Source organism: Actinomadura nitritigenes (assembly GCF_017573545.1).
Taxonomy (GTDB): domain Bacteria; phylum Actinomycetota; class Actinomycetes; order Streptosporangiales; family Streptosporangiaceae; genus Spirillospora; species Spirillospora nitritigenes.
This window is the reverse complement of the sequence record NZ_JAGEOK010000037.1, coordinates 63,994-85,313: the sequence shown is the minus strand read 5'-3', so window position 1 is coordinate 85,313 and position 21,320 is coordinate 63,994. Positions and strand designations below refer to the sequence as shown.

16 protein-coding genes are annotated in these 21,320 nt (G+C 68.6%); 8 read left to right on the top strand and 8 right to left on the bottom strand.

Features of this window, described 5'->3' with window-relative positions; translation table 11 throughout:
- Positions 1 to 5: 5 nt before the first annotated feature.
- The 5 genes from clpB to dnaK are packed head-to-tail and all read right to left on the bottom strand — an operon-like array spanning position 6 to position 6,300.
- Positions 6 to 2,609 (bottom strand): ATP-dependent chaperone ClpB, encoded by a 2,604-nt coding sequence (gene clpB / locus J4557_RS40675; RefSeq protein ID WP_243777142.1) that lies wholly within the window; start codon positions 2,607 to 2,609, stop codon positions 6 to 8.
- Complete coding sequence (locus J4557_RS40670; protein WP_208272163.1) at positions 2,606 to 2,971, bottom strand: chaperone modulator CbpM; 366 nt, start codon at positions 2,969 to 2,971, stop codon at positions 2,606 to 2,608. Before J4557_RS40670 ends, clpB begins: the two co-directional genes overlap by 4 nt.
- A complete protein-coding gene (locus J4557_RS40665; RefSeq protein WP_208272162.1) occupies positions 2,971 to 3,918 on the bottom strand; it encodes a DnaJ C-terminal domain-containing protein in 948 nt (315 codons plus the stop codon). The genes J4557_RS40670 and J4557_RS40665 overlap by 1 nt, the downstream gene beginning before the upstream one ends.
- Positions 3,918 to 4,439 (bottom strand): nucleotide exchange factor GrpE, encoded by a 522-nt coding sequence (locus J4557_RS40660; RefSeq protein ID WP_243777141.1) that lies wholly within the window; start codon positions 4,437 to 4,439, stop codon positions 3,918 to 3,920. The genes J4557_RS40665 and J4557_RS40660 overlap by 1 nt, the downstream gene beginning before the upstream one ends.
- Positions 4,417 to 6,300, bottom strand: coding sequence for a molecular chaperone DnaK (dnaK, locus tag J4557_RS40655; protein WP_208272160.1), 1,884 nt, complete (start codon positions 6,298 to 6,300; stop codon positions 4,417 to 4,419). Before dnaK ends, J4557_RS40660 begins: the two co-directional genes overlap by 23 nt.
- A gap of 692 nt (positions 6,301 to 6,992) precedes the next feature.
- Here dnaK and J4557_RS40650 point away from each other — a divergent pair.
- Positions 6,993 to 9,764: an ATP-binding protein gene (locus J4557_RS40650; protein WP_208272159.1), complete on the top strand. Its 2,772-nt coding sequence runs from the start codon at positions 6,993 to 6,995 to the stop codon at positions 9,762 to 9,764.
- A 23-nt stretch (positions 9,765 to 9,787) separates the two neighbouring features.
- Here J4557_RS40650 and J4557_RS40645 read toward each other — a convergent pair whose 3' ends face one another.
- On the bottom strand, positions 9,788 to 10,219 hold the full coding sequence (locus J4557_RS40645; protein ID WP_208272158.1) for a DUF2267 domain-containing protein: 432 nt from the start codon (positions 10,217 to 10,219) through the stop codon (positions 9,788 to 9,790).
- Positions 10,220 to 10,435: 216 nt separating this feature from the next.
- Between J4557_RS40645 and J4557_RS40640 the strand changes: the two genes are divergently transcribed.
- Both J4557_RS40640 and J4557_RS40635 read left to right on the top strand, forming a co-directional pair.
- Positions 10,436 to 12,340, top strand: coding sequence for an MFS transporter (locus J4557_RS40640; RefSeq protein WP_208272157.1), 1,905 nt, complete (start codon positions 10,436 to 10,438; stop codon positions 12,338 to 12,340).
- The gene (locus tag J4557_RS40635; RefSeq protein ID WP_208272156.1) at positions 12,337 to 12,588 is read left to right on the top strand and encodes a hypothetical protein; all 252 of its coding nucleotides are present in this window, start codon (positions 12,337 to 12,339) and stop codon (positions 12,586 to 12,588) included. The genes J4557_RS40640 and J4557_RS40635 overlap by 4 nt, the downstream gene beginning before the upstream one ends.
- Positions 12,589 to 12,645: 57 nt before the next feature.
- Here the strand turns inward: J4557_RS40635 and J4557_RS40630 are convergent, their stop codons facing one another.
- The gene (locus tag J4557_RS40630; RefSeq protein WP_208272155.1) at positions 12,646 to 15,279 is read right to left on the bottom strand and encodes a winged helix-turn-helix domain-containing protein; all 2,634 of its coding nucleotides are present in this window, start codon (positions 15,277 to 15,279) and stop codon (positions 12,646 to 12,648) included.
- Positions 15,280 to 15,549: 270 nt separating this feature from the next.
- Between J4557_RS40630 and ligD the strand changes: the two genes are divergently transcribed.
- Positions 15,550 to 16,503: a non-homologous end-joining DNA ligase gene (gene ligD / locus J4557_RS40625; protein WP_208272154.1), complete on the top strand. Its 954-nt coding sequence runs from the start codon at positions 15,550 to 15,552 to the stop codon at positions 16,501 to 16,503.
- On the opposite strand, the gene J4557_RS51955 is transcribed toward ligD, so the two are convergent.
- Entirely contained in the window at positions 16,412 to 16,675 is a 264-nt protein-coding gene (locus J4557_RS51955; RefSeq protein WP_307800496.1) for a ClpB D2-like domain containing protein, read from the bottom strand. The genes ligD and J4557_RS51955 overlap by 92 nt on opposite strands.
- Here J4557_RS51955 and J4557_RS50270 point away from each other — a divergent pair.
- From J4557_RS50270 to J4557_RS40605, 4 genes are all read left to right on the top strand, one after another.
- Complete coding sequence (locus J4557_RS50270) at positions 16,644 to 16,925, top strand: hypothetical protein (RefSeq protein ID WP_243777161.1); 282 nt, start codon at positions 16,644 to 16,646, stop codon at positions 16,923 to 16,925. The genes J4557_RS51955 and J4557_RS50270 overlap by 32 nt on opposite strands.
- 367 nt (positions 16,926 to 17,292) lie before the next feature.
- Positions 17,293 to 17,742, top strand: a complete 450-nt coding sequence (locus tag J4557_RS40615; protein ID WP_208272153.1) for a DUF1931 family protein — start codon at positions 17,293 to 17,295, stop codon at positions 17,740 to 17,742.
- Between the two features lie 1,085 nt (positions 17,743 to 18,827).
- On the top strand, positions 18,828 to 20,384 hold the full coding sequence (locus J4557_RS40610; RefSeq protein ID WP_307800495.1) for a Na+/H+ antiporter: 1,557 nt from the start codon (positions 18,828 to 18,830) through the stop codon (positions 20,382 to 20,384).
- Positions 20,385 to 20,484: 100 nt separating this feature from the next.
- Positions 20,485 to 20,934, top strand: a complete 450-nt coding sequence (locus J4557_RS40605; RefSeq protein ID WP_208272151.1) for an Hsp20/alpha crystallin family protein — start codon at positions 20,485 to 20,487, stop codon at positions 20,932 to 20,934.
- Positions 20,935 to 21,320 lie beyond the last annotated feature (386 nt).

Here is a 21,320-nt window from a genome sequence, read left to right as displayed (position 1 = left end):
GCTCCTCAGTCCCAGGGATTCTCGAAGCGGACCTTCAGTTCCCCGTCCTCCGCGGTCACGTGGATGACCGCGTCGTCCCGGACGTCCCCGGCGAGTAGGGCACGGCCGACGCGGGTCTCGACCTCGTGGGCGATGAACCGGCGGAGCGGACGCGCACCGTACACCGGGTCGAAGCCCTGTTCGGCGATCAGCCGGCGGGCGTCCTGATCGACCTCCAGGCGCATCCTGCGGTCGGCGAGCCTGGCGCGCAGGTCGTTGAACATCAGGTCGACGATCTGTTCGATCTGCCGCAGGGTCAGCGGCTTGAACAGCACGACGTCGTCGACGCGGTTCAGGAACTCCGGGCGGAAGTGACGGCGCAGTTCGGCGTTCACCTGGTCGCGCGCCGCTTCCTTGATCTTGCCCTGGTCGGTGACCCCCTCCAGCAGGTGCTGCGATCCGATGTTGGAGGTCATGATGATGACGGTGTTGCGGAAATCGACGGTGCGTCCCTGGGCGTCGGTCAGCCGCCCGTCGTCGAGGACCTGGAGCAGGGTGTTGAACACGTCGCCGTGGGCTTTTTCGATCTCGTCGAACAGCACCACCGAGTAGGGCTTGCGGCGTACCGCCTCGGTGAGCTGGCCGCCCTCCTCGAAACCGACGTAGCCGGGCGGGGCGCCGACCAGCCGGCTGACGGTATGGCGCTCCTGATACTCGCTCATGTCGATGCGGACCATGTTCTCCTCGGTGTCGAACAGGGCTGCGGCCAGGGTGCGGGCCAGCTCGGTCTTGCCGACGCCGGTAGGGCCGAGGAAGACGAACGAACCGATGGGCCGGCGCGGGTCCTTGATCCCGGACCGGGCTCGGACGATCGCGTCGGCCACCAGCTGGACCGCCTCGTCCTGTCCGACCACCCGCTCGTGAAGGATCTTGTCGAGGCGCAGGAGTTTGTCGCGTTCGCCCTCTTGGAGGCGGCTGACCGGGATTCCGGTCCAGCGTGAGACGATGGCCGCGATCTCTTCCTCGGTCACGACCTCGCGGAGCAGTCGGCCTCCGTTCTGCTTGCTGGTCTGCTGCTCTTCCTCGGCCCGCAACCGCCGTTCCAGCTCGGGGAGCCGACCGTGGCGCAGCTCGGCGGCGCGGTTGAGGTCGTAGTCCCGTTCGGCCTGATCGGCCTCCTGGCGGACCTGTTCCATCTCCTGGCGCAATGCCTGTACCTTGCGCAGTGCTTGGCGTTCGGCCTCCCATTGGGCCCGCATGGCGTCGGCCTCGGCGCGCAGGTCGGCCAGCTCCCGGCCGAGGTCGTCGCGCCGTCCCCTGCTGGCCGCGTCGTCCTCCTTGGCGAGTGCGGCCTCCTCGATCTCCAGCCGCATCACCTTGCGGGTGAGCTCGTCGAGTTCGGCGGGCATCGAGTCGATCTCGGTGCGCAGCATGGCGCACGCCTCGTCGACCAGGTCGATCGCCTTGTCCGGCAGGAACCGGTCGGAAATGTAGCGGTGGCTGAGCTGCACCGCGGAGACCAGGGCGCCGTCCTGGATCTTCACTCCGTGGAAGACCTCGAACCGTTCCCGCAGTCCGCGCAGGATCGAGATGCTGTCCTCGACCGTGGGCTCGTCCACCAGCACCGGCTGGAAACGCCGTTCCAGAGCGGCGTCCTTCTCGATGTGCCGGCGGTACTCCTCGATGGTCGTCGCACCGATCATGTGGAGTTCGCCGCGGGCCAGCATCGGCTTGAGCATGTTTCCGGCGTCCATCGCGCCCTCGGTGGCGCCGGCGCCCACGACGTTGTGCAGTTCGTCGACGAACAGCAGGATCCGGCCCTCGGCCGCCTTGACCTCGTTGAGGACGGCGGTGAGGCGCTCCTCGAACTCGCCCCGGTACTTGGCGCCCGCGACGAGCGACCCCATGTCCAGGCTGAAGATGGTCTTGTCGCGGAGTCCCTCGGGCACGTCACCTCGGGTGATCCGCTGCGCGAGGCCCTCCACGATCGCGGTCTTGCCGACGCCCGGGTCGCCGATCAGTACCGGGTTGTTCTTGGACTTGCGGGACAAGATCTGCACCACGCGGCGGATTTCGGTGTCGCGCCCGATGACGGGATCGAGCTTGCCCGCCGACGCGTCCGCCACCAGGTCGCGCCCGTACTTCTCCAGGGCCTCGTAGGCGGTCTCGGGCATCGCGGAGGTCACGCGCTGGTTGCCGCGGACCCGGGTGAGCGCTTCGAGGAAGGAGTCGCGGGTCAGTCCCTGCCGTTCCAGCGACCGTCCCGCGGCCGTCTGCGGCCCCTCCTCCAGCAGTGCGATGACTAGGTGCTCCACCGACACGTAGTCGTCCTTGAGCCGGTCGGCCTCTTGCTGAGCGGTGTCGAGCAGCCGCGACAGCCGCTGGGTGACCAGCACCTCCCCGGGACCGGTACCCGGCCCGGTCACCTGCGGGCGGCGGCTCAGCTCGGCCTCCACCGCCTCACGGATACGCTGCGGTTCGACCTTGGCCTCCGAAAGCAGCCGTGGCACGAGGCCTCCGGGCTGGTCGAGCAGGGCGAGCAGGAGATGCTCGCCGTCCACCTCGACGTGTCCGAAGCGCAGCGCCTTGGTCTGGGCGTCGTGCAGAGCCTCTTGCGACTTCTGGGTCAAGCGGTTGGCGTCCACTGTCGTCCTCCGGTGGTGTGCGGAGAGGTGGTGTGCGGCGGTCCCCGGCGCAGAGCCCGCTCCAGATCCGCGATGCGGTCGAGCAGCTCCACGACCAGTCCCAGCGCCGCGTAGTTGAGAGACAATCCCGCCCGCAGTCGCTGGAGGCGGCCGAACTCGCTGAGTTGTTCGGGGGCGAACCACAGCTCACCCGAGGCATCGGCGCTGGCGTCCAGCAACCCCAGACGCACTAAACGCCGTACCAGCACGGGATGGGCGCCGGCGGTGGAGGCGAAGGTCTCCAGGCTCAGCCGCGACGGCGGGGTGCGCACGATGGCGTAGACGGTGCCTGGCAGCAGCTGCTCCATCAGGCCCTCCTCGGATCGAACGACGATGCCTCTGCGAGCTGCTCGAATAGCCGCCGCTCCTGCTCGGACGGCTCGGACGGCACCATGATGCGGGCTTCGGCGTACAGGTCTCCCGGGTCGCCTCGAGGGTTGGGCAGGCCGCGGCCGCGCAGCCGCAAGCGCCGCCCGCTGGAGGTTCCCGCGGGCACCTTCACCTTGGCCTCCCCGCCCGGTGTCCGGAAGGCCACGGTCGCGCCCAGCGCCGCCTCCCAGGGCGCCAGCGGCAGGTCGGCGGTCACGTCACGGCCTTCGACGCGGTAGCGGGGATGCGGTGCGATCCGCGCGATCAGGTACAGGTCGCCGGCGGGGTCACCGCCGCCGCCCTGTCCGGCCAGCCGGATTCGCTGGCCGTCGGTGACGCCCGCCGGGATGGTGACTTCCAGCCGGCGGGGGCCGTCCGGGCGGTCGAGGGTGACCGTGCGCTTGCCGCCGCGGTAGGCCTCGTCGACGCTCACCTGAACCTCGGCCTCCTGATCGGCTCCCCGTACCGGGCCCCATGCGCCCGACGCGGCGCGCCCGGTCGGGCCGCCGCGCCCACGGGCGCCGAACAGCCCGCCGAACAGGTCCTCGAAGTCGATGCCCTCGCCGAAACCGCCCGCGGTGGTGTAGCCGGCTCCGGCGCGGGCACCGGCCCTGGCGCGGGACTGCGAGCGCGCCCACATATCGGGGTCGACGTCTTCGGGGATTTGGCGGAAGTCCGGTCCGAACGCGTCGTAGCGGCGGCGCTGGTCGGGGTCGGAAAGGATGGCGTAGGCCTCCGAGACGTCCTTGAATCTCTCTTCGGCGTCAGGGTCCTTGTTGATATCGGGATGGTACTGACGGGCCAGCTTCCGGTACTCGCGCTGGATCTCGTCCTGATCGGCGTCCCGCGGGACGCCCAGGACCTCATAAGGATCGCTGACGGCCATTACTGATCCTTGCCCGCCACCGACACCAGCGCGGGCCGCAACTGGTGCTCGTCATCGCCGTAGCCTGGCTTGTGCACCTCTATCACCGTGCCCGGGGGCGAGCCGGTATGGGTGCGGACCGCGACCGCTTCGTGCCGGGCCGGGTCGAAACGTGCTCCCATGTCGTCCCGGCGCGAATAGCCGAGTTCGCGCAGCGTCGCCAGCGCCCGGTCGTACACGCCCCGCACGCCCTCCATGAGGCTCGCCGGGTCGGCGCTGGCGTGCTGCAGCGCGCGTTCGAGATCGTCGACGACCGGCAGCCATCGCACGGTCACCTCGTCCCGCTGCGCCTGGCGTTCGCGTTCCAGGTCCCGCGCCATGCGTTTACGCGTGTTGTCCAGGTCCGCGAGGGCGCGCCGCCGCAGGTCTTCGAGCTCGGCCACGCGCGCTTCCAGCTCGGCCACGCGTGCCGCCAGATCCTCCGCCCCCTCGGGCCGCTGGGACTGCTGCCGGGCATCGTCATTCGGTCGTGAATTCGGCATCGATGACATCGTCGTCGGATCCTCCCGTCGTGGGGCCGCCCTCCCGCGGGCCGCCGCCCGCGCCAGGGCCGGAGGTGGTGCCGAGGCCGTGCAGCACCTGCTGCAGATCGGCGGTCAGTGACCGCAGCTGCTCCAGCGGCGCCTCCTCCTTGACGGCCTGACGACCGTCCTCGATCAGCGACTCCGCACGCGCCCTCTCGTGCGGGGGCACGCTGTCGCCCAGCTCTTCGAGTCGCCGTTCGACCTGGTAGGCGGCCGCGTCCAAGTCGTTGCGCGCGTCGACCTGCTCGCGCAGCCGGGCGTCGTCCTGGCGGTGCCTCTCGGCATCGGCGACCATCCGCTCGACCTCGCTCTCATCGAGGTTCGAGCTCTGGCTGATGGTGATGCGCTGCTCCGCGCCGGTGTCCTTGTCCCGCGCGGAGACGTTGAGGATGCCGTTGGCGTCGATGTCGAAGGTCACCTCGATCTGAGGTTCCCCGCGAGGCGCGGGACGGATGTTCTCCAGCCGGAACCGCCCCAGCACCCGGTTGTCGGCCGCCCGCTCCCGTTCGCCCTGCAGAACCACGATGTCGACGGCGTTCTGGCTGTCCTCGGCGGTGCTGAAGGTCTCGGTGCGGCGCGCCGGGATCGTGGTGTTGCGCTCGATGACCTTGGTCATCACGCCGCCGAGGGTCTCCACGCCCAGGGACAGGGGAGTGACGTCCAGCAGGAGGACGTCCTTGACCTCTCCCTTGAGCACGCCGGCCTGGATGGCCGCGCCCAGCGCGACGACCTCGTCGGGATTGACGGTCATGTTGGGCTCGCGGTCGCCGGTCTTGCGGCGGACCAGGCTCTGCACCGCCGGGATCCGGGTGGCCCCGCCCACCATGATCACTTCGTCGATGTCGTCGGCGGTGACTTTGGCGTCGCGCATGGCCCGCTCCATCGGCCCGATGCACCGCTCGATCAGATCACCGGTGATCTGTTCGAACGTCGACCGCATCAGGGTGGTGTTCAGATGCTTGGGGCCGGTGGCGTCGGCGGTGACGAACGGCAGGTTGATCTGGGTCTGGGTGACGCTCGACAGCTCGATCTTGGCCTTCTCGGCCGCCTCGAACAGCCGTTGCAGCGCTTGCGGGTCGGCGCGGAGATCGATGCCGTTGTCGCGCTGGAACTCCTCGGCGAGGTGATCGACGACACGGCGGTCGAAGTCGTCGCCGCCCAGGTGGCCGTCGCCGGAGGTGGCGCGGACCTCCACCACGTCGTCGCCGATGTTCAGCAGGCTGACGTCGAAGGTCCCCCCACCGAGGTCGAACACCAGCACGGTCTCGTTGGACTTCTTGTCCAGGCCGTAGGCGAGCGCCGCCGCCGTCGGCTCGTTAATGATGCGCAGCACTTCCAAGCCGGCGATGCGTCCGGCGTCGGTGGTCGCCTGCCGCTGCGCGTCGTTGAAGTAGGCCGGAACCGTGATCACGGCTTCGGTGACCTTCTCGCCGAGTGACTTGCCCGCGTCCTCCACGAGCTTGCGCAGCACCTGCGCGGAGATCTCCTCCGGGGCGTACTTCTTGCCCCGCACGTCGAAGCGGACCGTCCCGTCCGGCCCCTCGGTCACGTCGAAGGAGACCGCGTCCTTCTCACTGGCGACCTCTTCGTACCGGCGCCCGATGAACCGCTTGGCCGAGGAGATGGTGCCCTTGGGATTGAGGATCGCCTGCCGCCGCGCCAACTGGCCGACCAGGCGTTCCCCCTGCTCGGTGAACGCCACCACCGACGGGGTCGTCCGGGCGCCCTCGGAGTTGGGGACGACGGTGGGCTTGCCGCCCTCGGTCACCGCGATGACCGAGTTGGTGGTGCCCAGGTCGATTCCGACTGCTCTGGCCATCACATGTCCTTCCGTAGCTTTGCGGAACGGCCTCGGACCCCTCGACAGGGCCGAGACTCCGGCCACCCGCGCCTTTCGGCTGAAACCGGCGGGGCGGTGCGTGCGGCGTGGGACGGTAGGTGTCAGATCTCGAAGTAGTGGGCTCAGCGGCCTGGTGGCGCGCTTTGCGGCGCCACCGAACGCACACGACAACCCATCACTAACGATGCTCGTGCCGTGTGCCGCCGGACACATCCTTCAACCGTGTAGGTGGATTCTGGGAACCGTCGCGCTCTCCCGATCTGCTGCTGTCCGGTTCCTACCGTCTGCAGGGGCCTGTCCCTCCCCTCGGCCGGACGTCTCGAGCTGACGCCAGGCCGTATCGTCGCCCCCGTAGCAGGCCGGATCCCTTTGGCCTGTCAGTTCTGAGGATGCGGTGTGCGGCTGAACCACGCGCCGGCCGGGTCTGCCGGACCGTGCTCCCCGGCTGGCGCATTTCTCAGACCCTGCTGGGAGAACCCGTGCAACCCGTTCTTGGCCTCCGGCTTTGCCAGCACCCTGTTTCGGCCGGCTCCGGTCGCCAGCCGGTAAAAGATCGGTGTCTTTGGGGGAGAGGGCCGGCCGCCGATCTTCGGCACGGGCATGTCACCTGCAATGAGGGGCAGAGCCGCCCTGTGAACCGACCGCAGCCGCCACCAGCCGAGCGAACGGCCTTGAACCGGGTCCATGAGCACCGACAGGTCACTGACCTGTTGGCCGGGGCCGACGCGCCGGCCGACCCTGCGGCGAGCGCGGCCCGGGTTCTGCTCGTCGAGGGAGAGATGGGAATCGGGCGTACCCATTTTCTAGCCGAGTCCTGCCAGGTGGCTGCGCGCAACGGACACTTCGTGGCCGCTGGTCACACTGTCGAGCTTGGGCCGCCGACGCCGATGGAGCCGCTTGTGTCGGCTCTGACCGGGATCGTGGATGTTGGCGAGACAACCGCCGAATCCGGGCGTCAGGCTTGGCAGGTCGAACAGTTGCGCGCCGCGGTGGAAGCCAAGGCCCGCTCCACCAGAATTCTGATAGTGCTGGACGATCTGCAGTGGGCCGATTCCGCCTTGATCAGCGCGCTCCGGGTTCTGCCGGCGCAATTGGCGGCGTCGCCCGTGTGCTGGATCCTGGCCCGCCGTTGCGCAGCGGGCGGGCGCGCCTTGGACCAGTTGTTCACCCTGCTGAGAGCGACGGGCGCGACCCAGATGACGTTGCCGCCCTTGGACGATGAGGCGGCCCTCGGGCTGTGCATCGACACGGTCGGCGCGCAACCGGACCGGGCCCTCCGCGCCTTGGTCGGACAGGCCGGCGGGAACCCCTCGCTGGTCGTTCAGCTGCTGAAAGGACTACGCGAGGAGGGCAGCCTCGTGATGAATGAGGGACGCGCATGCCTGACCAGCTCCCGTCTCCCGGAACGACTCCGGTTGCTGGTGAAGCAGCGGCTCGATGCCGTGGACTCCGGCACCCGGCATCTTCTCGAGGTCACGGCCGTCGTCGGCGCCACCTTCCACCCCCGGGACGCCGCCGAACTCCTCCGAATCACCCCAGCAGAACTCCTGCCCGCGCTGGAGACAGCGGTCGCGGCCGGCCTCCTGGAGGCCCGCGGGGACGATCTGGCCTTCCGGCATGCCCTCGTCCGCCGGATCGTCGCGGCTAGCATCCCCGCCCCCGTCCGCCGGTCCCTGCAGGTGCAGATCGCGTGGCTGCTGCTGGAGCGCGGGGCCCGGACCACGACGGCGGCTGCTCTCCTGATGAGCGGTGCGAGTTCGGGCGACCCCCATGCCCTGGCGGGCCTGGACGAAGCCGCAGCCCGTATGTCCGCCTGCGCCTCACGCATCACCGTCGACATCGCAGGACGCGCTCTCGAACTCACCGACCCCACCGACCCGTTGCACATCCCGCGGGTACTAGCGGTTCTGCATGCGCTCTTGGCCGCCGGCCGGCCGGCCGAGGCGGTGAAGCTCGCGGATGCGGCGCTGTGCGGCAACGCGACCGGCACCAGCGCCGCCGAGATAATGATCATCCAGGCGCTCGCTCTGATACTCATGGGCCAGACGAGCAGGGCGGCGGAGACGGCCCGTGCCGCCCTCGACGTCGCGGGGTTGCCCGAGGAATTGCGCCAGCGTGCCGAGCTCGCCCTCCTGCAAGCTGGAACCCCCCGGGGCGGGAACACCGATCTGCGGGAGCGGGCGCAACAGATCATCGACGGCGACGAGTCCTCCAGCCGGCCTCTGACAATCGCGGCGCTCATCCTGCTCGCGCAGGACGCCTGGGACGCGGCGCGCCTGACGACCGCTCTCGACCTGATGGAGGAGGCCGCAAAAAGGACGCTGGGCGCCACGCTCGACGCCGGTCAGCCACATCCCAGCATGATCCTCGCCATGAGGCTGGTGCAGTTGCGGCGGCTTGATGAAGCCCGACAGGCGATGGAAACGGTGACCGGAGGCCTCGGCAGGAGCAGCCCGGCGGCGTGGTCGCCGGGCCTGACGATCCTGCGGTCTTGGCTGCACCTGGCAGAGGGACAACCGGAGGAGGCGATCGCGGAGGCGAGAACCGGACTCGATGAGGCCACCGCGGCAGGCGCCCATCTCCTGGCGGCGGCCGCGAGCTGCGCACTGTCGGCCGCCGCGCTGCACCACGGTGACCTGGAACATGCGGCGGCGGCCTTGGCAGAAAATCGCCGGGCGGCCGAACGCCCTCCACATGACCTCGGTCTCCCAGACCTGGTCGCGGCGCAGGTAGCCGAAGCCCTCGAGGGTCCACAAGCCGCCGTTACAGCGCTGAGCGACCTGTTCGACAGTCCGCAGGACTACAATCGGTTGCTTCTCAGCGGCCCCGCCACACCGGCATGGCTGACACGGACCGCATTAGCGGCCGGTGAGGCCTCAGGGGCTGAACGGATCGTCGCGGCCGCCGTTGATATCGCCCGACTCAACCCCACCGTGCCCAGCGTGTCGACCGCAGCCCAACACGCCCGCGGTGTCCTGCACGCAGACCCCGAGGCCCTGCGTGCCGCCGCCAGCGGACACACCGATGCGTGGGCGCGTGCCTTGGCCAGTGAAGACTTGGCGTTGCTGCTGCAACATCAAGGCGATCAACGCGAGCAGACAGTGCAGGCGCTCGATGCGGCGCTGTCGCAGTATCGGGCCGCCGGGGCGGCCCGAGAGACCGCCCGAGTGCGCAGCAGGCTCCGCCAGTTGGGCGAGCGCCGCCGCCATTGGGAAAACCGCAAGCGGCCCGCCAGCGGCTGGGCGGGACTCACCGGGACCGAGCAGCGGGTTTCCCTGCTCGTCGCACAGGGACTGACCAATCAGCGCATCGCCGATCGACTGTTCATCAGCGTGCACACCGTCGCCTTTCACCTGCGGCAGGTGTACCGCAAGCTCGGCATCGGCTCGCGCGTCGAACTCACGCGACTGGTGGCCGAATCCAAAGACGAGCCACCGCTGTGATCGCCGCGACGACCGGCGTCGGCCTAGGCGGGAATCACTGCCCGGACATCGGCAGGCACGCTAGACCGCACATCCGCCCACTCGCCTTCGCTGACATAGTGCCTGAGCGCCTGCAGGACCACCCGGACCAGGTGCTCGGTGCCGCCCTCGATCCGGTACCGGACATTCTCCCGGACCCGCTGCAAGAACTCCTCGCGGTCCATCTTCTGCGGCACGCGGCTGGGGTCCCAGCCTTCGTAGTACACGCCGCGGATCAGCAGTGGGAGTTGAGCGCCCAGTTGCGCCGCCTCATCTATCGTGAGCCGGTCCCGCAGCGTGTGCAACACCACTCGCAGGACCTCATAGGACTGATTCCGTCGCTCTTTGGGCCACCCGTATGCCGACTCGATCTCCTTCAGCACCCGGTTGGTCTTGTCCAGCGTCTTGTCGAAGGTGCTGAATCGCCATTCGTTCATCACTGCCGCCTCTCGGGGTGGACGCGGATCGTTGCCCAGATCAGCCGGGCAACCCGATGCTTTCGATGGTCGTCGGTGAAGGGTGACCTCCCATCACCCCCTAGGGATGATTTGTGTCGATATGTCCATTCACCTGCTGTGGGTGATGTCATCTCATCCGACAACGGCAAAAGATGCTGTGCGTAGTGGTCTCGCACACCGAGGGAGGTTGAGATCATGAGCGACGCCGCCGAGCCAGGCACGATCCGTACGCGGATCCCCGCACGGCTGGACCGGCTGCCCTGGTCCCGCTTTCACTGGCGAATCGTCATCGGCCTCGGCACCGTCTGGATCCTGGACGGGCTGGAGGTCACCGTCGTGGGCGCCATCGCCGCCCGGATGACCCAATCGGACAGCGGCATCGATGTCACCAGCGCCGACATCGGCACCGCGGCCGCCCTTTACGTCACCGGCGCGTGCCTGGGCGCCCTGCTATTCGGACAGCTCACCGACCGGCTGGGCCGCAAGAAGCTGTTCATAGCCACACTCGGGCTGTATCTCGTCGCGACCGTCGCGACCGCCTTCGCCACCGACGCGTGGTATCTGTTCCTGTTCCGGTTCCTCACCGGAGCGGGCATCGGCGGGGAGTACGCTGCGATCAACTCCGCCATCGACGAACTGATCCCAGCCCGCAACCGCGGCCAGGTCGACCTCGCCATCAACGGCAGCTACTGGCTGGGCGCGGCGATCGGGAGTCTGGGCACCGTAGTGCTGCTCAACACCGCCCTGCTCGCCCCCGACCTCGGTTGGCGGCTCGCCTTCGGGATCGGCGGGATCCTCGGCCTGGCGATCATGGTCGTGCGCCGCAACGTCCCCGAGAGCCCCCGCTGGCTGTTCATCCACGGCCGCGAAAAGGAGGCCGAGCGGATCGTGGACGGCATCGAGGCGGAGGTCGCAGCGGAAACCCGCCGGCCCCTGCGGCCGCCGGGGGAGAGCATCACGGTACGGCAGCGCCGGGCGATCAGCTTCCGAGAGATCGCCCGGGTGACGCTAGCTCGCTACCCGAACCGCACCGTGCTCGGCCTGGCGCTGTTCGTGGGGCAAGCGTTCATGTACAACGCCGTCACCTTCGATCTCGGCACGATTCTGAGCGGCTTCTTCAACGTGGGGTCCGGCACCGTCCCCTACTTCATGGCGGCCTTCGCGCTCGGCAACCTGCTCGGGCCACTGACGCTGGGGCGTTTGTTCGACACCGTCGGCCGCAAACCGATGATCACCGCCACGTATCTCGGGTCCGCGGTCCTCATCGGCCTGACCGCCGCGCTTCTGCTCATCCACGCGCTCACCGCGACAACGTTCATCGTGCTGGTGTGCCTGAGCTTCTTCGTCGCCTCGGCCGGAGCGAGTTCGGCATACCTGACGGTCAGTGAGATCTTTCCCATGGAGACCAGGGCCCTGGCCATCGCGCTGTTCTACGCCGTCGGCACCGCGGTCGGCGGCATCACCGGACCGGCGCTGTTCGGACAGTTCATCCACAGCGGCCGAACCGGCCTGCTCGCACTCGGATTCCTCATCGGAGCTGTGGCCATGGTGATGGGCGGCGTGGCCGAGTTGATCTTCGGGGTGCGTGCGGAGCAGCAGTCGCTGGAGAACATCGCACGCCCGCTGACCGCGGAGGAGGCCGACCGGGAGCCGGCCGAGCAGCAGGCTCTGCGGCGCGCCGAACGGGAGCGAGACCTGTCCCCGGAGGACAGGAGACGAGCCGACGAGCGAGACCTGCGGGTCCGAGAGCGGAGCAGCCGCAACCATGACCGCGAGACCGCGGGCCTGCGGCGTCTGCGCCCCGGCCCCGCACGGTCCTCCTCCTACTCCCCGGGCATGATCGGAAACGCTGGGACGGCCAGCCGGTGGAACGCGGTTTCGAACCAGGAACTCGACCGCGAGATCGACGACATCGCCCAGACGGTCGAGAAGCGAGGGACGTGCTCCAAGGATGAGCTGGCCGAACGCGTCGGCGCGCGGACTTGGGGCCCCGGGCGCTTCAGCCACGCACTGGCCCAAGCCACCCGCGAAGGCCGGACGCGCCGCCTGCACCGCGGTGTCTACCGCTCCGGCTCCGGCTCCGACCGGGAGCGGCGATGATCGCCTGCCGCCTGCTCGGCCATCGCTTCCGCTTCACCAGCGATGGCCGGGCGATGCTGTGGAGATGCCAGCGCGGATGCGGCGCCGGCGGTGTCAAGCAGTTCTCGGCGCCCGCGGACGCGGCTCGCTACGCCCGCGCCTTCGATCGTGAAGACCGTGAGGATCTTGGCCGCCGCGCTCCACTGGTCGGCCTGTTTCCGCTCCGCTTGCTCAGAGCCTTCCGGCAGGCTCGCCGGAAGGCCGGCTGAGAGGCCTTGCCTGGCAGGGGCTGGTGACACGGACGGTGCAGAGGGGCCACGGATTGTTTACAGGGCCCACAGCTCGCGGGCCTTGCGTACCGCATCTCGGCGCTGTGAGACGCCGAGCTTGCTATAGATGTGCTGCAGGTGGCTCTTCACCGTGTTCACCGACACATGCAACTCCGCGGCGATCTCTGCGATCGTCAGGTCGCTCTGCAGATATCGCAGGACCGTTCCTTCCCGTTCGGTGAGCATGCCGGGTCTCTCTGTGTCAGGCACGTCCAGGCGCTCCGCCCCGGCCTGCAGAAGATCTATGACGAAGCCCTCATAGGACGTTCCAGACTTCAGTTGCGCCGCCAGCAGCCGCCGCGTGGCATGTGCTTCGCCGAAGAACACCCTGCGGAAGCCCTCCGCGTCGGCGAGCCGCAGGGATTCCTCAAGGCACGCCGTGGCCAGAGCAGTGTCGCCGAGATGGTCGGCTGCCAGCGCCTCCACGAGCCTGGCCTCTATCCTCAGACTCTTTTCCGCCGTCGTGACGTGCGCGGCGATTCGCGCGGCCGCGTGTGCGTCGCCGCAGGCCAACCGCAGACGCGCCGACGCCAGGGCGAGCGTGGCAGAAGTCCCCTGCGTGTCCAACGCCTCTGTAGTGTGTGGCAGTAGCCGAGAGGCCGTGGTCAGATCACCGGTCGCCGCACTCGAAAATACTTCCGCGGCAGTGAGGTGATCGGCGATGTAGGCGGGGACCACCCTGCCCCCGGGATCGTGGCGGGCACCGCGCAGCACCCCCAGCGCTTGGGGGTGAGCGCCGCGGAACTGCAGGATTTTCGCGCGGACAAGGGCGATCAGGGCGGCCAGGAGTTGGTCGGCGCCTGCGACGGCCAGATCCAGATACCGATCGGCGTCATCGATTCGGCTCCACTCGTAGTGGACGACCGCCAACGCGAGGTAGCCATATCCGCAGTCCTCCGCGTCGGAAGCCAAGCCGATCGAAGCGCGTGCGGTCCGCTGGGCATGACCGAGATCGCCGGCCAGCGCACGGGCCGCGGCCAGCCGCCCGGAACATGCCGTGCGAGCCCGCACGGAACCGCCTCGTTCGGCCGCGGCCAGCCCACTCTGGAGAGCCTGTTGTGCTCGGCTCAGATCGCCGGTCCCCAACCGAGCGGTGCCGAGTCCCAGGAACACCAGAGCCCGGGTGCCCTCCTCTCCGTCCCGGTGCGCACCCAGCTTCCTGGCCTGTGAAAGCAGCTCCTCGGAATCCCCTTCTGACAACGCCCGCCCCAGCAGTACGGCCGCCGTCATAACCCGTAGGCGATCACTGTCGTCGGTGCCGGCCTCAGCCAGATGTAGATTGACCAACCGCAGATACCGCCCGGCGCTGTCGGTGTCGTCACGCATCTGCTCGTACAGTGCGCACGCCAGAGCCGCCTCCGGTTCCTCTCGAAGCGCGTCTTCGGGCGGGGCTGGCAGCGGCCAGGCCCGATCCTGTCGGCACAGCACCAGGTCACGCCAATGTGCGGCCGCCGTCCGGGAGGCAAGGTGCCAGTCCTTGGCGCAGAGGGCATGCCTTAGCGACCGTCCGGGCTCGCCGCCTGCCGCGTACCAGGCGGCTGCGCGCCGGTGCAGATCCGGAGCCCGCGAGGCTGACCGGCGGGTTATCTCGGCCTGCAAGAACTCGCGGAGCAGACGATGGCAGCGGGACCCGGGCGGCGGCTCTCCTGCGGTGCCCAGAAGTACGCCCTCGTCCTGCAACTCGGCAAGAGCCCGTCCCGCGTCCGGACGGCCGGTGAGAGCCTCCGCTGCACTGCTGGTGAGTGCTTCCACCACCGAGCCGCACATCAGCAAGTCCCGCGCCTGGCCACTGAGCCCGGCGAGCACCTCCGACGCCAGATACCCGGCGATATCCTCCCGATCGCCGGTCAGCCGATCGGCGAAACGAAGCGGGTCGAGTTGCTGGCGCATGGCCAGGCACGCCAGCCGCAACCCGGCGGGCCATCCTTCGGTGCGCTCGAGCAGGACTTCGACACAGCTTTGGGGCACGTCTAATCCGAGTTCGGTGAGCAGACCAGCGGCCTCGGTGAAGTCGAAGGACAGTTGAGCGGCCCCCACTTCGCAGACCCTGCCTTCCAGACGCCAGCGCGCCAACGGCAGCCCCGCCCCACTGCGGGTTGCGATCACCAGACACAGCCGCTCTCCGGCGTGCCGCGAGAGGAAGTCGATGCCTCCGAGGACATGCGGATCGCGGACCCGCTGCAGACCGTCTAACACAACGGTCAGTGGCTCTCCGGGTGCGTTGAGCACGGCTGCCAACCCTTTTACGAAATTATCTCCATATTTTCCCGGCGCGGGGGGCAGTGCCCTGTTCGGCAAGACCGTCGATGCACGTACCGTGGCTCGGAGATAAGACCAGAAGCGGGGGCCATCGCCCTCCTCGAGGCTGAGCCACCCGAGGTGCCGCTCCCTCGAACGCGCCCAACCGGCCAGCAGCACCGACTTGCCCCATCCGGCAGGAGCGTTCAGCACGATGATCGGGTGGTGGTCGTTACTGTCCAGCAGCCGCTGGAGGCGTGGTCGCGCCTGCATGTTGCCCGGCTGTGCCGGTACCGTCAGCTTCGAGCCCAGCAAGGGCGGCTCCCCGGCGTCGCCCGCTGCTGCAGGTGGTTCGTGCAAGCCGACCAGCGAGTTGCCGAAGGCTGAGGTCATGGCACGGTCTCCTCGGCTGCAGAAGTGGTCCACACCACGTCCACGATCCGTATCCGACGGACGCCTCGTATCCCCAGACCAGATAGTTCCTGTACAGCCGATGCGCCCATTTTGGGGGCATGTCGGAGGTGCCGGTCGGGACGGGCGAGCGACTCTGTCTCGCTCGGGAACCGGGCTTCGTTCCCACCTCCAAAAAATACGGAAGCGGAGTTTCCCCGATGGTTGCGGTCGGCTGGTATTCCGGAGCCCGCCGGGCGGTAGGTCGTAGTCATGGGGAGCCTGCCGATGTATCCGCCGATGTTGGCTGTGCTGGGGGAATTGCCGACTGTTGAAGGCTGGGCGGCCGAACTGAAGTGGGACGGAGTCCGTGCCGTCGCCTACATCCGAGACGGACGGTTGCGGCTGATGTCGCGCAACGACAAGGACATCACCGTCGCCTGGCCCGAACTCGCCTCACTCGCAGACGCGGTCGACGTGCCGGTGGTGCTGGACGGGGAGATCGTGGCGTTCGGATCGGACGGCAGGCCGTCGTTCAAGGCGCTCGGCCCACGGATGCACCTGCGTCGGCCACACCGCATCAAGGCCTTGGCCCACTCCAACCCCGTCACTTATATGATCTTCGATGTGCTGCACTCCGGTGACGAGTCGCAGATCGCCCTGCCCTACGCCGAGAGGCGCCGGGTTCTTGACCTGCTCGGGCTGGACGGACCGCGCTGGAAGACGACCACTTCCCACGACGACGTCGCGAACGTCTTCGCCGAGTCGTCCCGTCTCGGCATGGAGGGCGTGGTCTCCAAGCGCCTCGACTCTCCCTACCGGCCGGGGAAACGGCATCGGGACTGGACCAAGACGAAGAACTTCCGGACCCAGGAAGTGGTCGTCGTCGGCTGGAAGCCCGGAGAGGGACGCCGCGCCGACCGGATCGGCGCGCTCCTGCTGGCCGTCAACGACGAGCGGGGGCGGCTGAGATATGCGGGCCATGTCGGCACCGGCTTCACCGAGGGAATCCTCGACGACCTCGCCGAACGTCTCGCACCGTTGCGGCAGGACGACCCGCCGGTTCCCGACGTGCCCGCTCAGCACGCGCGGGACGCCCGGTGGGTGCGGCCGGAACTGGTCGGTGAGGTCGACTTCACCGAGTGGACCGGCGATGGCCGACTGCGGCACCCGAGCTGGCGCGGCGTACGCACGGACAAGGAACCGGGCGAAGTCCGTAGCCGGTAGACCGGCGCATCCGGCCGGTCACTTCGGGTTCTCGTAGCGGACGTTCAGCTCCTTGTTCGCGACGGTGATGTGATGGTCGAGTCGTCCTGGACGTCCCCGCGAGCAGCATGTGGCCGAGGCGGGGCTCGACATCTCGCGCGATGAAGCGGCGGAGCGGGCGGGCGCCGTACACCGGGTTGAAGCCCTGCTCGGCGATCGGCCGCCAGGGCGTCCTTGTCGATCGACAGGCGCATCTGCCGGCCGGCCAGCGGGGTGTGAAGGTCGTTGAACATCAGGTCTGGCGCCTGCTCGATCTGCGGCAGCATGAGCGGCTTGAGCCGGACGATGTCGTCGACCCGGTTGAGGGACTCGGGACGGAAAGGGGGCGCAACTCGCCCATCACCCGGTCGCGGGCGTCCGGCTCGATGTCCCCCTCCGAGTGACGCCCTGCAGCAGATGCTCCGACCTGATGTAGGACATCATGATGATGGCGGTCTTGCGGAAGTCGACGGTGTGGCCTTGTGTGTCAGTCAGGCGGCCGTCATCGGTCGCGGACCATGTACTCCTCAGCGTCGAACAAGGCCGCGGCGAGGGTGCGGGCCGGTTCGGTCTTGCCGACGCCGGTGGGGCATGAACGGAAGGCGACCGGGCCGGCGGCACTCAGGCCTTGCATCCGACCGGGCGCAGGGCGGGCGGCTTCGTCGCGCGAGCCGGGCCTACACGATCTGACGATGCGACGGTCCCTCCGGGACTGGGAGGCTGCAAGAAGGTTCTTCCACTTCGGCAGGAGATGACAGGGGAGGTGGTCTCATGGCCGTGATGGGAATCAGCAGGTTCGAGCGCTTCTTCAAGGCGGCCGCCGGGCTGGACGTCGATAAGAACGATCTGCGGCGCTACCAGGAGTTCCTTGACGCCAAGCTGTACGACCTTCTTCTCATCGGACAGGCCACGGCGAAGGCGAACGGGCGCGACATCATCGAGCCGTTCGACCTGCCGATCACAAAGGGTCTGCAAGAGAGCATCCACCGGTTCCGCCGGTTGGACGAGGGGATCGAGATCGAGCCGATCCTGGAGCTGCTGGCGAGGCGGCCGCCGCTGGACCTCGCACTCCGCGATGTCACTGATGAGAAGCTTCCCGAGATCGCGGGCGGCCTCTCTTACGCGCTGTCACAGGCCTTCCGGATTGTGTTCCCGGACCGGCGCAACCCGCAGACCACCCAGTGGGAACGGGTCCAGCAGATCTTCGACCTGCTCTTGTGACGCGGACTGCTGCGTTGACCGGTTTGCGGCGGACGATCCGCCTTTGTGTAATCAGGCCGAGGTCGGGCTGCAGGAGAGCGAGAGCGGACTGACCGTGCAAGAGCGATCATCAAGGCGGGTGGCGTGCCCGGTCATGGTCTGTTGACCGGGGCGCTCATCGTCCTTGCAGTGAAGGACTGGGCGGCCGGACCGGCGATCGTGTGATCACGCATCGGCCTTGGAGGGGCGTACCGGCGAAGCGATCAGCGGGCAATGGCGGTGAAGGCGGCCGATGCGGCCCGGGGCGCACCTGCTGGGCGCCTCCGCCCGGTCCGCGCCGTCGCTTGCGGTGCCGCGCTCCGGCGATCTCGAGACGGCCACCCGCGGTCCGCCCCTTGCTCGGCTTGAGTCGCCCAGTCAAGGGCCTTTCGGAGCACAATCGGGCACTGACCTGCGACCCGACGGCGGCCTGACCAGTCCGGAAGGTGGTCGTCAGAGCACGCCGGCCGCTGGGCTTGCGCCTCCGCCGACGAGGGCCTCGGCATGCTTCTAGTCGCGTTCCACCTGCGGGAGGTCTTCCGTGAACTCGACCTCGTTCGCGCGTCGAACTGGCACGCCAGGTCCTCGAATATCCCGACGAACACCTCGTGCACCCCGGCGACGGCAGCATGTCTCTTGGGAAACCTCCTCCGAACTGCAGCGCGGCCCGCAGGGACGACCAGAACCGAGGATCGTCCCCGTTTCGCCGCAGACCCAGCCGACCCTGAAATCCGTCGCCCCGTCCACCAGCTCAGCACCACGGATGTCCCCAACCCGGCGAGGGGTGACCCGCGTTTTCGGACGCTGCAGCTGAGTGGAGAAGGTGGCGGAGGCGTGAACGTTCAACAGCCCCGGTGGGGGCCGGGTGGCTCCAACCGAGCCGTGCTGTGGTATCTCGTCACGAGTGTTCGGCTGGCGGCTCGCATCCTCCGTCCGAGCAGCAGCGGCCGCTGAGCGCTCAACGGCCGTGAGGGCTGGCTTGTCAATCCCTCTTGCACCTTTCCCTACCTGCGCGTTCGGCTGGCAGGGTCTTCCCGGGGAAGGCCACGATCATGGGCCCGGAATCCGTGTTCATCGTCGTCCTGGCCACCGCGGCCGTGGTGGTGCTCTCCCGGGCCCTGTCCGCGCGGCTGGGGATGCCCAACGCGATCCTGCTCGTCGTGCTCGGCGCGGCGATCGCGTTCCTGCCGGGCATGCCCGAGATCGAGTTGCCGCCGGAAGTGGTGCTGATCGGCTTCCTGCCCCCGCTCGTGTACTACGCCGCGTTCTTCAGCGCCCCGCGGGAAGCGAAGGCGGACGCCGTGCCGATCACGGCGCTCGCGATCGGCCTGACGACGGTGACCACCTTTACCGTCGCCGCGGTCCTGCGGTGGGTCCTGCCTGACCTGGGCTGGGCGGCGGCCATCGCGCTCGGTGCTGCCGTCGCCCCCACCGACCCCGTCGCCGCAATATCGATCATGAAGCGGTTGGACGCGCCGGTTCGGATCGTGACCATCATCGAAGGGGAGAACCTCGTCAACGACGCCGTCGCGCTCACCGCCTTCGTGCTGGCCGTCGAGGCGCTGACGACGCACTTCACCGTCGGCCACGGCATCGCGCGGCTGGCCGTGGTGGTCGCCGGTGGCGTGGCGTACGGCCTGGCAGTGGGCTTTATCGCGTCCCGCCTCCGCCGCCGGATCCGCGACCCCGGCAGCCAGATCATCGTGTCCCTATTGACGCCGTACCTCGCGTTCGTTCCGGCCGACGAACTCGGCTTCTCCGGGGTACTCGCCACCGTCTGCGCGGGCTTCTACCTTGGCACGCGCGGAGAGGGCCTGTTCCAGCCGGCGTCCCGGCTGCCCGGTCAGCTGTTCTGGGAGGTGCTGGTCTTCCTCCTGGAGTCGGCATTGTTCGTGCTGCTCGGCCTTGAGATACGCGTCATCGTGCGCGAGTTGACCAGCGCCGCATGGCCGTCGGCGGTCCTCGGCGCGGCCGCGGTCACGGCCGTCATCGTGGCCCTGCGTCTTGCCTGGACGCAGTTCATCTTCCCGCTCTCCCGATATCTGCCCGGCCGGCACATCGCCTTCGACCACCTGCCCTGGCGCGACCGGCTCGCCATCGGCTGGAGCGGCATGCGCGGCGCGATCTCACTGGCGATCGTGCTGTCCCTGCCGGTGTCCGCACGCCTGCCGCAGGAACGGCGCGGTGAGCGGCTCTTCGTGACCGGCGCCGTCGTGTTCGTCACCCTGATCGGGTGCGCGAGCACGCTGCCCGGCCTGCTGAGGCGGCTGGGCCTGGCTGAGTCCGACCGCGTCCGGATCGAGTACCAGGAAGCACGGAAAGGCGTAGCGGAAGCCGCCCTGGCCCGGCTCGACGAGCTCATCGAGAACGGCGAGGTCGATGGTCGCACCGGCAGGACCTTCCGCCAGTTGTACGAGGATCTCCTGGACCAGATTCGCGCCGAGTTCGGCGAGGACGTCGAGGAGGAGGTCACCGACTCCCTCGGCCTCCGCAGGGAGCTGGTGCGGACGCAGCGAGAGAAGCTGCGCCGGCTCTACTCCAAAGGCAAGATCAGCGCTGAGGTACTGCGGGCCGTAGACCGGTGGCTCGATCTCGAGGACCCCGACATCCGCGAAGTCGGCTGACTCGGTGCCCTTGACCGGCCTGTCAAGTCTGAGGATGTGCCGGCCCCGCCGGCCGGGCAACGTTCTATTCAGAAAACCGTCCCAACGAAAGGATCAGACCATGGCGCTGCCCAGCATCCACCGCCCCGGAGACACGATGCTCACGCCGAGGCCGCGGGCGTTCGACGCCCTCTACGAGCAGATGGAACAGCTGGCCAACGCGGCCTTCGCCAGTACCCAAACGGAGATGCCCTGGGCGCCTGCGGCGGACGTGAGCGAGACCGATGACGCCTACGTGATCGAGGCCGAGCTTCCCGGCCTGAAGAAGGACGAGATCGACGTATCGCTGCACGACCGGGAGCTGACCATCACAGGGGAGGTCAAAGAGCGGGAGAGCCGTGGTCTGCGGCATCGCAAGCAGCGGCGCACCGGCCGGTTCGAATACCGGGTGTACCTGCCCGGTGACATCGACGCTGAGCGGGTCGACGCGAACCTCGGCGACGGCGTGCTCACCGTAACGGTCCCCAAGACCACGACCGAGAAGGACCGCCACATCGAGGTCAAGGGCTGACCCTCACGCGGCACTCCGCCCCCACCTAAGGGAGGGGCCTGCCCGGCAGTCGCCTGGTCCCCAGGCAGCAGGTGACGCGTCCGGCCGCGCCGAACCCCCAGGCAGCAGCACGACCGGTGCGCGGCGCTGGTGGCCGCGATGTGCCCGGCGCTGCGCAGCGAAGCCGCCGACGGCGGCCGCGCAGCTCCTCCTCGTCACCCGCGCCGACAGCGACACCGCCGGTTACTTCGCCCCTGAACTCGGCATGACCAGGTGGACCCTCCTCCCCGCCCGCGGGCGCCGCGGGCGGGGTCCACCCGGCTCATGTAGGACGTCCCGCCGGTCGGTGTTGGCGACAGATGTGCGACATCCGAGCGAACATCGAGCTAACACGGGGACATATCGGG